Genomic DNA, 11,023 nt, shown 5'->3' on the forward strand with positions numbered 1-11,023 from the left:
TCGTTTGATCGTTCATTAAGCGTTCAACATCGCTTGCTGAAAATTTAGCCACAGCTCGTGGATCAAAATCTTTAAAAGCCTTTCGGAGATTCTCACGCTTGTTCAAAACTACTGGCCAATTTAAACCAGATTGAAATAGCTGCAGAACCAGCATTTCATACAGGTAGCGATCATTGAGCGTGATTTTTCCCCATTCATGATCATGAAAGTTTTGGAGCAGTTCACTGCGCGTTTGGCCCCAAGGACAACGTAAATTTGCAAAATTGTGAATTTTTGTGGACATAGTTATATCACTCTTTCTTTGTATTTTTGTAAAAACCCTCTATATAATTAGATACGCAAAAAAAGCAAAAAATTATTTTTTTTCGATCAAAAAAGTTAAAAAAATATTTTTTGTAGTGATAATTCAAGCAAAGATAGTAGTTTTTGTTATAATGTATAGTGAATTTGAGGAGGGCGAGCATGGAGAAGCTAGAAACCATGATGTTGGCTGATGATTTAGCCTTATCACAAGATAAAATTTTAAGTGGCGAACAAAATTTTGATGCCGAAGCTGTTTACAAAGTGATCGATCAATTAGGCATTTTGAATAACCCAATCAAGGATTACTTTGATTTGACGCAAGAACAATACTATGAAGCAGAAAGCGATCATAAGCTGGCTTTATTGCAACTTTCAAATAATTTGGTAGATTTACATGATCGGATTTTAACTAACCATGTGGATGGTTATGTTGATAAAAATGAAATTAACTTGACCTATAACCACGAAGATCCATATCAAGATGATCTTTACAATGCTGAAGTGGATTACCATGTTTTGACATACAGTCTTAAGGTAATCGGAGCCGTTCAAGCAATTGCTGCTGAAGACTTGCATGAAGTTTTATCAAAAGATGCAGTTTTGTCTTTGGGATTGGCTGCGCATGCTTTGGCAAAAAACGCATAGTTTTCTCAAAGTCGGTCAAGACCGGCTTTTTGTTTGTCTTTGAGGCGAGATAATGGGGTTTTTGAGATTCAGTAGAGGGTTGATTGAGAAAGTAGCGAGTAGACAACAACGAAAATTGATTAAGACCAATACGTTGATCGACCCGCTCCAGAAATATATGACTGTTGGCGAATATCAGGTTGGTGCTGACGAAGATACGCCTAACGGTAAAAACTATACTTTGACTGTTTATAAAGATGACAAGGGGATTTTGCATCAGGCTTTAAGTCCTGAAAGTACTAAAAAACTAGCTCCCGAATATGAGCGTCGGTTTAATCCGGATCTTGGTCACTATCGTGCTTTTCGAAACGTTAAGACTGGACGACGTTATTTGGTAGAACAATACTTGCGGGACTTTTATCAAGATGTTGAGCCTCATATTAGAAAAGGTGACAATTCAGTTACCCTTAGCGTAATTACCGATACGCATTTTAAAAATAAAAATAGTATGGATTACTATGGCTGGAATGGCTTGCAACACGTAAAAGAATTCTCTTACCTTGATCAGATTGCGCCTGTTGCTTTGAAAGTCCATTTAGGCGATTGGATCGATGGCTCTGATGCTGGTTTGATTAGCGAAAGCGAGCTAACGAAGATTCGTAATGCTTTTCGTTCCAAAACTGTGCCATATATAATCGTTAAAGGCAATCATGATGAAAATGACAAATTCGATGAAATGCACGATTTAAGTGCCTCTTTTCCAGAAAAAGAATTTGATAACATCATGTGGCCAGGGATGTACAACCAAGCACGCATTCACTATATTTCACGGCAACACGGCGTTTGTTACTACGATTTTGGCGATCTACGCGTGATCGCGATTAACACGTCAGATGTACCATATATCCTTGATGCTCATGGTAAAAAACGCTATGATACCAAGCTGGTTTTAGGCGTACGTGAAGATCAAATTGAGGAAATTATTGAAATTTTAACGCATTCGAGCAACAAGAAGATTATCTTCTTAAGCCATGCTAATCCGATTAATCGCAAGGGTGGTAATGCCTTAAAGTTTAATGGTCGTTCATTGCATGAATTGCTAGTAGCCTTTAATCAGCGCGAAAAAGGCAAAATGCATTCAAGTCATGATGTGCCACCAGAATTTCGCTTAAGCAATGATTTTGATTTTACCAAGGTTAAAGATGCGAGAATTGTGGCTTATTTCTGTGGCCATCGCCATCGCGAGGATCAATTCCGGATCAATGGCATACAGTACATTATTTTTAATTGCTCAGCCTTGATGGGACCTAATCATTCGCTCACGACCAAATATAATAAAACCTGGAATCGCCAGATTGATACGGCAACTGAAGCAGCCGGCTATTTGGTCAATGTCGATTTAGTTAAGCATCGTTTGCAGGTGTTTGGCTATGGAGCAAGCTCACGAAGACGAATATTTTTTATTTAGTTAAGATTTTTCTAGCGATTTGGTATTTACAAGTTGATAGCTTATAATAAAAAAGTTAACTTACATTTAACAACGATGATTTAGAGAGATTTGAGGAAGTTTTATATGTGCGGAATTGTAGCGTTTTATGATCCAAAGATAAACGAAAAGCAAGCCGTAATCGGTAAGATGATGGCAACGATTAAACACCGTGGTCCTGATTCAGATGGTATTTATACTAATGATCAAGTGGCTTTAGGGTTTAGACGACTTTCAATTATCGACCTTCGTGGCGGTAGTCAACCAATCTATAATGAAGATAACACTAGAGCAATCATCTTTAATGGTGAAATCTATAACTTTAAGCCATTGCGTGAAGAATTGATCGCAGCTGGTCATACTTTTTCAACTAAAGCCGATACTGAAGTATTGCTTCATGGTTATGAAGAATGGGGCATGGATGGCTTATTGAAGCGAGTTCGTGGTATGTTTGGCTTCTTCATCTGGGATGACAACACTAAGACGCTCTATGGCGCACGGGACTTCTTTGGAATTAAGCCATTATATTACAGCAACCAAGATGGTCATCTTTTGGTTGGATCAGAATTGAAGAGTTTCTTGCCATATCCTGGCTTCAAGAAGGAATTGAATGTCGAAGCCGTTAAGCCATACTTGATGAACCAATACAACGATCTTGAAGAAACCTTCTTTAAGGGTGTATATCGCTTCCCTGCTGGTCATTGGTTCGAATATAAAGATGGCGAAATGAAGATGCACCAATACTGGGATGCAGAATACAAGGAAAACAACCTTAGCTTTGAAGAAACGGTTAAGAAAATCAACGAAGATTTGCAAGAAACGGTTGATCTTTACCGTAATGCCGATGTTCCTGTAGGCGCCTTTTTATCTGAAGGGGTTGACTCATCATATTTAACCTCATTGCTTAATCCAGATAAGGTCTTCTCTATTAGCTTTGATGATTCAACTTATGATGAAGCATCCAAGGCTAAAGCATTGTCTGATATTAATGGCTGGCACTTCTTCAGTGATAAGGTTGATGCGGATGAAGCCATGCGCGATTTCCCAGAAATGCAATACCATATGGATGAACCAGATGCTAACCCATCAATTATTCCGTTATGGTATCTCTGCAAGTTGGCACGTAAGCATGTAACGGTTGCCTTGTCAGGTGAAGGAGCCGACGAATTGTTCGCTGGTTATGTCAACTATGGGATGCATACGCACAATGAAGTAATCAAGGTCTTCACTGATAAGCTGAAGAAGCTACCTAAGAATAAGCGGGTAAAATTGGCACACAAGATTAAGAAGATGCCTAATTTCCCAGGGAAGGTGCACCTTTACACCAACTTAGCTGAACCAAGCGAATTTTATGTTGGTCAATCAGTTATCTATGATATGGACTACCCAACGATCTTCACTTCTAGCGATGCTAACAGTATTTTGCAACCAACTTACCGCAACAAGTTGACGGTAAATGGCAACTACCAACGCGATTTTAAGAAGGTTAAGGATGTAGATGCCGTTAAGCAGATGCAATATATCGATTTGCACCACTTCATGCTTAACGATATTGAACAAAAGGCGGATAAGATTTCTATGGCGCACTCATTGGAATTGCGAGTACCTTACCTTGACCGTAAGATTGCAGAATTAGCTAATTCAATTCCAACGGCTTACTTGGTAAACCATCATGATACTAAGTATGCTTTGCGTAAGGCAGCCGAAAAGGTTTTGCCAGATGAATGGGCTAAGCGACCAAAATTAGGTTTCCCAACGCCAATCAAGCAATGGCTTCAAGAACCACGTTTCTACAAGCAAGTTCATGAATTATTTGATGAAGACTTCGTCAATGATATTTTTGATCAAAAGAAGATCGTTAAGTTGCTTGAAGATAATTATGAAGGAGATGGCTCACACCGTCGTCAAATTTGGGCAATCTACACTTTCTTGGTTTGGTACAAATTATTCTTTGTCGACTACAAGAATACCGTTGAAAAGTATCAACATGTCCAACCTGAAATTGCCGCTTTGATTAAACAAGGCAAATTAGTATAAGTTAGGGGTTTATTTAGTAAAAATGTCGAAGAAGTTTACGCCAATTTTACTTGGTAGCGATATAAACGTTTATGGAATGGCTCGATCGTTTAACGAAGAGTACGGAATTAGAGTAAAAGCTTTAGCTGACACCCAATTGGCAGCAACGCGCTATTCAAAGATTGTTGATGTTCAATTGCACCCTGGTTTTAGTGAAGATCCTACCTTTATTGAAGTGATGCGCAAGGAAATGGATATTTACTGCAATCACGAAGAACCAGTCATCTTGATCGCTTGTGGCGATGGCTATGCCGAATTGCTTGCAAAGCACAAGGATGAATTGAGTCAGGTGTTCATAGTACCTTATATTGAATATGATTTGCTTAAAAAGTTGATTTCCAAAGAAGGTTTCTACGAAATTGCTGAACAATATGGTTTGCCATATCCTAAAACCAAGATCATTACTATGGATGATTACAAGCAAGAAAACTATTTAAGTTTCCCATTCGACTATCCAGTTGAATTGAAGCCAGAAGATCCGGTTTCTTGGTTGGATGTTCAATTTGAAGGTCGTAAAAAAGCCTTTACGATTCATGATAAAGCTGAATTAGTTGATATCGTAGGTAAAATTTATACCAATGGCTACAAGGCCGATTTGATTTTGCAGGACTTTATTCCTGGTGATGATTCAAACATGCGCGTATTGAATGCCTATGTTGATAAAAATCATCAAGTAAAAATGATGTGCATGGGGCATCCGTTATTGGAAGATCCGACTCCACAATCAATTGGAAATTACATGGCTATTTTGCCAGAATACAATGAAAAGTTGTATGAACAAGTTCAGTCCTTCCTAGAAAAATTGAACTATACGGGAATGGCCAACTTCGATATCAAATATGATGCGCGAGATGGTCAATACAAGTTCTTTGAAATTAACCTTCGCCAAGGAAGATCAAGTTTTTATGTAACTTTGAATGGCTATAACTTGGCTAAGTGGTACGTCGACGACTACGTTGAAGATAGCTTAAAAGAACAAGATACAGTTTACGGCAATAAGTTGAAGTCGAAGCATGTTATGTGGCTTGGCGTTCCAGTTAAAATCTTTAAAGAATATGCTTATGAAAACGAAACTAAGCGAATTGCGGAAGAGTTAGTTCATGAAGGTCGCTACGGCACAACCGTCTTTTATGACAAGGATCACAGTTTTAAGCGCTGGCTGTTAATGAAGTATATGTTCCATAACTATTACGCAAGATACAAGAAGTACTACCAAGTTAATAAGGGACAATATTTCCAAGCTGAAGCTGAAAAGATGGCAAAACTTGAAAGTAAATAGTTTTTACTAAAGAAACCAATTTAAATAGTTAGGATCTATGCGATCCTGACTATTTTTTGTTAGACTTTTAGTAGTAGAAAAGGGGGAAAAAGAAAGAATGATACAAGCAAAAACGCAAAAGCAAATACCTGAAATTAAGTTGCGCTGGTTGGTGCTTTCGCAATTAGCCACTTGGATAGGAGCTAGTTTTATTTGGCCATTGACTTCGGTTTACTTGAATAAGCAGTTACACATTAGTTTGTCGCTAATTGGGGTAGTACTGTTTTTCAATTGTATGGGCAATATCATTGGCTCGATTATTGCTGGTAGGCTATATGATCGCTATAACCCATATCCGTTGGTTGTTAGTGGTTTAGCAATTGATGGGGCAGTGCTATTCTTAATGGCAGTATTTCATGGCTGGCCAGAGTATTGGGTCTGGCTAACGATCTTGGGCTTTATCGGAGGTTGGAACGGGACCTTAATCAATTCTATCGCCACTAGTTTGAAACGGCATCCGGGTCGTTATGTTTTCAATATTCTGTACTTTGCTCAGAATCTTGGCGTGGTTACAGGAACGTTGATTGTAGGTTATTTGTATGACTATTCAATTACCTTGTTGTTTGTAATTGCAGGGATGCTATTTGCTTTTGCCTTTGTCAATGCAGTGATCAATTATCGTCCAATCATTGCCTTTCATAAGCAACGAATGAGTCAGAATCCTCATGGAGCTAAAACTAAATACGAGCCAATGCCAAAGAATAACTTTATTATGAGCATGTGCTTTTTAGCAACTTTAGGCATTACATGGCTAATGTATATGAACTGGGAATCAAACTTATCAGTTTATATGGTTTCCTTAGGAATCCCATTCCATATGTATAGCTTGTTGTGGACTTTGAATGCGACAATTATTGTAATCATGCAGATGATTTTGGCTAAGTTCCCACGATTATTTAAGAATCTATTCCATCAACTGGTATTTGGCATTTTAATGTTCTCAATTTCTTTTGTCACTTTAGTTTTTGCCAAGGATTTCTTCCATTTTGCCTTATCGATGACCGTGCTAACCTTAGGAGAAGCTACGGCTTTTCCAGCAATCCCAGCTTATATCAATGACTTATCACCACTATCGAGTAAGGGAAAGTATCAAGGCTCAATTATGGTGGCGAGTGGCCTAGGACGTGCTTTAGGACCGTTGTTCGGGGGGATGATTATTGACCGTGCAGGGTATATTCCATTTTTCTGGGTCGCAGCAATTGTAATTTTCCTGATGATCGTGTTAGTGATCCCAGTTTACTTAAAGCTACGCAAGGTGTTAACGCTTTATAATTAAAGTATACGAAAATTTTATTTAGCCATTTCTGAATTAAAATGATATAATTATGTTAATTTAATTTATATCTTTAAGCTAAAAGGGGGACTTTTATGCATAAATTAGCAGTTCGTGGTGGTGCTGGAGATATTATCCAACCTAAGGTTGGTACTCGCCCACAAGATAACTTATACTTAGCCGTTAACTCAGAATGGCTTGAAAAGGCAGTAATTCCATCAGATCGTTCTCGTATCAGTTCATTTGATGGTATCGACCTCAATGTTGAAAAACACTTGATGGAAGACTTTGCTGCCTTTGCTGATGGTAAGAAGGACTTGCCTGATGTGCCTAACTTTGCTAAGGCAGTTGAATTGTATAAGTTAGCTCGCGACTTTGAGAAGCGTAATGCTGATGGTGCTGCTCCAGTTAAGGCAGATTTGGTATTATTAGAAAGCCTTAGCGATTTCGCAGACTTTAATGAAAAAGCTGCTGATCTTGCTAAAGCAGCCTTTACTTTGCCATTTGATTTCGCAGTTGACGCTGATATGAAGAATACCAAGGTTAACGTGGTAAGCTTTACTGATCCTGATATTTTCTTACCAGATACTAAGACTTATGAAACTGAAGGTGCTAAAGACTTACTTGCAATTTTAGAAAAGCAATCCGTTAACTTATTGAAATTGGCTGGTGTTGCTGAAGATCAAGCTAAGGAATACGCTGCTGATGCGCTTAAATTTGATGCGCGCTTGGCTAAGGTAGTTAAGTCATCTGAAGAATGGGCAGATTACCCAGCAAGCTACAACCCATATTCATTAGCAGATTTTGAAGCTAAGTTTAAGTCATTCGATATTAAGAAATTCTTGCTTAATGCTCTTGGTGAAGAACCTGAAAAATTAATCGTTTTGGATCCACGCTTCTTGGATAACTTCGAAAGCTTGGTTAACGAAGAAACCTTTGATGAAATTAAGGGTTGGATGCTTGTTAAGTTCATTAACGGTGCAGCAAGTGCTTTGTCACAAGAATTCCGTGAAGCAGCCTTTCCATTCTCTCAAGCTTTATCTGGTCAACCAGAATTATCTTCTGGCGACAAGCAAGCTTACCACTTGGCAAATGGTCTCTTTAGTGAAGTTGTCGGCGTATACTACGGTCAAACTTACTTTGGTGCTGATGCTAAAGCTGATGTGCTCGATATGATTCAACGGATGTTGAACGTTTACGAAGATCGAATCCGCAATAATGATTGGCTTTCACAAGCAACTAAGGATAAAGCTATTGTGAAGTTGAGAGCTTTGATCTTGAAGGTTGGTTACCCTGATAAGATCGAAGACATTTACAACCGACTACAAGTAACACCAGCTAGCGAAGGTGGATCGCTCTTCTCTAACTTGAGAGCAGCCGCTATCTTGAAGCGTGAATACAACCTTGAAAAATTGCATAAGCCAGTTGATCGGACTGTTTGGTTGATGCCAGGTAACTTAGTAAATGCCTGCTATGACCCACAACGTAACGATTTAACTTTCCCTGCAGCAATTTTGCAAGCACCATTCTACGACTTGAAACAAGATCGTGCTTCAAACTTCGGTGGTATCGGAGTTGTTATTGCTCACGAAATTTCTCATGCCTTTGATAACAACGGTGCACAATTCGATGAATTGGGCAACATGGTTAACTGGTGGACTGATGAAGACTACGCTGAATTTAAGAAGCGTACGCAAGCCGAAATTGAATTGTTCAATGGTATCGAATATGGTCCAGTAGTTTTGAACGGTAAGCAAATCGTTTCCGAAAACATTGCTGACCAAGGTGGTTTAACTGCTGCTGTTCAAGCTGCTAAGGATGAAGGCGACGACATGAAGAAGTTGTTTGAAAACTTTGCTCGTGTATGGGCTAACAAGCAATTGACTGAATCAATCAAGACGCTTGTTGCCATCGATGTGCACGCCCCTGGTCCAGAACGTGCCAACGTACAATCACAATGCCAAGATGAATTCTACGAAGCCTTTGACGTTAAGCCAGGCGATGGTATGTGGTTAGATCCTGAAAAACGGGTTCACATTTGGTAATATTTGATAAAGAAAAAATGTTGATCAGACTACGTAAAGTAGTTCGGTCAACATTTTTTTGTTTAGATTACCTATAACACTACTAAAAATATCAAAAATGACGTTTTTGACATAAAGGAAAGAAAAACTTGCTCTAATTATTGCAAAAGCTAGTTTTTGCAATAAAAAAAGATTGCCATCAAAAGATAGCAATCAAAATTGAATTATTTTACTTCATTTTTAGGTGCAACTCGTTTAATTGAGTTGGTGTTTTGCCGTCCTAGGATCAATGGAATGTGTTCGACGATGGTGTCCGCATATTCCAAGCCAAACCAAGAAGCTGGATTGGAAGATAGGTTTTGCAACCAAACACGAGCTTCTACTAGCCATTTTTCATAGCTAACTAATTGCGTTTGTGGACTAATTACGTCATTGACGATAACGAAGGAGAAGTCACCAACGTCACGACCAGGAGTAGTGGTGTATTCTTGTGGCTGAGCTTCAATCGTGCCGTCCGCAATCAAGTCGTGAACGATTTGACGCAAGTAGACGTTAACACTGGTTTGCTTCTTAAATCCTAGGTATAGCTGAACGTTAATTACGTTCTTAGTGCCATAAGTATTTACTGAATACTCTGCAGTATATGGTTCGTTAGTAACGTTGACCGTGATAAACCAGTAGGCTTTAGCACGTTTTGGACGCTTATCCAAAATTGAGTAGAGGATTTCACGCTTAATGAACTTACCGTACTTAACCTTGGCGGTGTAAACCAAGTTAGTAGCGTAAGTTGGATATTCATCATCGTGGCTGAGCGCCGTTAACATATCGGTATATTCATCCAAACGAACGTAGGCGTTGCGTGATTCGCGCTTGTCACGAATCTTGTTACCGTAGTACCAAACGTACATTACAGCCAAGATTAGGCCAGCGATAACCAAGGATACATAACCACCGTGAGTAAACTTGCTCAAACTGGAGATCATGAACATCACGTCTAAGAAGCCGAAGAAAATCAAGAAAATCCAGTTCCAAATCATTGGCACTTTTTCTTTGATTAGCCATTCGTAGAGCATAATCGTGGTCATCAACATTGAGATCGTAATTGATAAACCATAGGCTGCTTCCATGTGTGCTGAAGTTTGGAAGAATAAAACCAATGCGATAGTTGCGACACAAAGCATCTTGTTAACGGCAGGGATGTAGATTTGTCCCTTTTCGTTAGAAGGGTACATAATGTTCATTCTTGGCAAGAACTTCAAACCACTGGCTTCAGCTACTAAAGTAAAGGAACCAGTAATCAAAGCTTGAGAAGCAATGATGGCTGCAATCGTAGCTAAGATGATAGCTGCCAAACGGATATTTTGCGGAATAATTTCAAAGAAGGGGTTAAGTTCACCAACAGCTTTGAAATCAGGGTTCTTAAGAATCCAAACACCTTGTCCGAAGTAGTTTAAGGACAAGCAGACAAAAACATATGGCCAAGAACCGATGATGTTGCTCTTACCAACGTGACCAACATCAGAATAAAGGGCTTCGGCACCAGTCGTTGCCAAGAAGATGGATCCTAAAATGAATAATCCGGCCTTGTTGTCTGGACTAAAGAGCAATTTAATGGCGTAGATTGGGTTGATCGCTTCCAAAATTGACCAGTCGCCGGCCATATTCATTAAACCGATCACACCAAGGAAAGTGAACCAAATAAACATGATTGGTCCAAATGCCCGACCTATAATGCTAGTACCCATTCTTTGAATTAAAAACAGGACTAGCAGGATAGCAACGGTAATGATAATTACCATTTGCTGATTATCAACGGGCACGTTTCCAGAACCAAATTCCATACCCTTTAATCCTTCGATGGCGGTTGTAACCGTAACCGCTGGTGTAAGGGTACCATCCGCTAAAATTGCGGCTCCTCC

At 39.1% G+C, this 11,023-nt stretch carries 8 protein-coding genes; 6 read left to right on the plus strand and 2 right to left on the minus strand.

Annotated elements, in window-relative coordinates; genetic code table 11:
* Positions 1 to 283, minus strand: a 283-nt coding sequence (locus BN52_RS02165; protein WP_198324380.1) for a DNA-3-methyladenine glycosylase I, incomplete at its 3' end; no start/stop codon positions are given.
* A 179-nt stretch (positions 284 to 462) separates the two neighbouring features.
* Here BN52_RS02165 and BN52_RS02170 point away from each other — a divergent pair.
* From BN52_RS02170 to BN52_RS02195, 6 genes are all read left to right on the plus strand, one after another.
* Positions 463 to 948: a hypothetical protein gene (locus BN52_RS02170; RefSeq protein ID WP_008472492.1), complete on the plus strand. Its 486-nt coding sequence runs from the start codon at positions 463 to 465 to the stop codon at positions 946 to 948.
* Between the two features lie 52 nt (positions 949 to 1,000).
* Positions 1,001 to 2,395, plus strand: a complete 1,395-nt coding sequence (locus BN52_RS02175) for a metallophosphoesterase family protein (RefSeq protein ID WP_008472493.1) — start codon at positions 1,001 to 1,003, stop codon at positions 2,393 to 2,395.
* 105 nt (positions 2,396 to 2,500) lie between these two features.
* Positions 2,501 to 4,450 (plus strand): asparagine synthase (glutamine-hydrolyzing), encoded by a 1,950-nt coding sequence (gene asnB / locus BN52_RS02180; RefSeq protein WP_008472495.1) that lies wholly within the window; start codon positions 2,501 to 2,503, stop codon positions 4,448 to 4,450.
* Positions 4,451 to 4,472: 22 nt separating this feature from the next.
* The gene (locus tag BN52_RS02185) at positions 4,473 to 5,768 is read left to right on the plus strand and encodes a carboxylate--amine ligase (RefSeq protein ID WP_008472496.1); all 1,296 of its coding nucleotides are present in this window, start codon (positions 4,473 to 4,475) and stop codon (positions 5,766 to 5,768) included.
* Positions 5,769 to 5,865: 97 nt separating this feature from the next.
* Positions 5,866 to 7,083, plus strand: a complete 1,218-nt coding sequence (locus BN52_RS02190) for an MDR family MFS transporter (RefSeq protein WP_008472497.1) — start codon at positions 5,866 to 5,868, stop codon at positions 7,081 to 7,083.
* Between the two features lie 92 nt (positions 7,084 to 7,175).
* Positions 7,176 to 9,125 (plus strand): M13 family metallopeptidase, encoded by a 1,950-nt coding sequence (locus BN52_RS02195; protein ID WP_008472498.1) that lies wholly within the window; start codon positions 7,176 to 7,178, stop codon positions 9,123 to 9,125.
* A 203-nt stretch (positions 9,126 to 9,328) separates the two neighbouring features.
* Here the strand turns inward: BN52_RS02195 and BN52_RS02200 are convergent.
* Positions 9,329 to 11,023, minus strand: a 1,695-nt coding sequence (locus BN52_RS02200; protein WP_040473318.1) for a KUP/HAK/KT family potassium transporter, incomplete at its 5' end; no start/stop codon positions are given.

The organism is Lactobacillus gigeriorum DSM 23908 = CRBIP 24.85, assembly GCF_000296855.1.
Classification (GTDB): domain Bacteria; phylum Bacillota; class Bacilli; order Lactobacillales; family Lactobacillaceae; genus Lactobacillus; species Lactobacillus gigeriorum.